Source organism: Blautia sp. MSK.18.38 (assembly GCF_024460535.1).
In the GTDB taxonomy this organism is placed as follows: Bacteria; Bacillota; Clostridia; order Lachnospirales; family Lachnospiraceae; genus Blautia_A; species Blautia_A fusiformis.
This window is the reverse complement of sequence record NZ_JANFYP010000077.1, coordinates 1-1,316: the sequence shown is the minus strand read 5'-3', so window position 1 is coordinate 1,316 and position 1,316 is coordinate 1. Positions and strand designations below refer to the sequence as shown.

The window sequence follows — 1,316 nt, the reverse complement described above, 5'->3', positions numbered from 1 at the left end:
AATACCATGCAAGAAGGAACAAGGTTGTTTGGAACATTACCGTTTTTGCTTTATATTGTCCTGCAAGTCGCTCTTTTTGTGTTTCGTATTTCGCTTTTTCATTCTGATAGGCTGTCCGGTCACAGGCTTCACATTTTTCATAGAGTACCGGCTTTTCTACCGGTATCTCTACGATTTTCTGATGTGTCCGGGCATAATCCCGTTGTTGTGTTAAGCATCGTATTTTATCTTGACATTCCCCTATCGTGACGTTTGCGCTTCGCAGCTTCTCTTTCTCGTTCCGCAATGCTCTGTCTGCTAGCTTCAAGTCGTTCTTTAATGCTTGAATATTCCCGGCTTTGTTCTCTTTGTTTAATTTCTCGTTCAAGGTCAGAGATTCGCTGAGCTGCGTCTTCAGTTCCTCGATAAGCTGGTCTTTCTGTTCCAGTTCTTCTTGTATCTCCTCGGTCAAGAGCAGAAGTTCTTCCAACTGTTCGGCGTTCTTTGATTCTCTGGATTCGTTCATCTATATCACGTCCTTTCCTTATTTGCTGTTCCAGTTCAGCAATTCGGTGTTCTGTTTCAGCAATAAACTGTTTTCGCTGTTCAGAGTCTGTGCCAATTTCTGCCATTGCTGATTTTCGTTTTCCAAAAGTTCTATCTTCGTTTTCTGTTCTTCCATCTTGGAAAGCAGTTCCTCGGTATTTGGCAAAATGTTGAGCAGCTCGGATAACTCGCTGTTTAATTTTTGCAATTTCTGATTCTGTTCCTGCATAAGAGAGAGTTGGGTGTCCCGGTTCTGCATTTCCAGAATCATTTCTGCCATTAAGGTCTGCTGTTCTTCGATTTGCCCAATCATGGATTCCATTAAGGGTATAATTTCCCGGCTTTCTTCTAATGTCATTTAATCGCTCCTTCCATAATGATAATGCACCCGATACTTTTCCAAAGGTGTCCAGTATCTTTTGCAATAACGTGTTTTGTTGTTTTATGATTTGATTTTCCGCTACTTTCCACGAACCTTTTATTTCCTGCCCGGCAAGAAACTTTTGTTCAATCTTTCTTGCGTCAGCGCCTTCATGGATGGTAGGAATCTGGAGTTTTCCCTGTTTTTCATAAGAACGGTGATCGACCTGATTATGCAAAGGAAGATGTTCATTACACACCTTTGCCCATTCACTCCGCCACAGTTCACAATTTTTTGGATTGTTCCATCCGGTAGCATCGGTCAGCACCCGTTTCCATTGCAGGCGGTTTCTTGCACCCATCTTCTGAATTCCGTTTTCGTCTAATACAGGGATACGGATTCCATGACGGTCAGGGTTTTTCTTATCCTG

General features: G+C 42.4%; 1 protein-coding gene and 1 pseudogene. Both read right to left on the bottom strand.

Translation table 11 applies throughout. The features are described 5' to 3' along the window. Window positions 1-244 (bottom strand): annotated as a pseudogene (locus NE638_RS18505) (DUF6040 family protein); the annotation flags it as partial. After that, window positions 225-1,316, bottom strand: a 1,092-nt coding sequence (locus tag NE638_RS18500; RefSeq protein ID WP_173746860.1) for a MobA/MobL family protein, incomplete at its 5' end; no start/stop codon positions are given. The pseudogene NE638_RS18505 and the gene NE638_RS18500, both read right to left, overlap by 20 nt.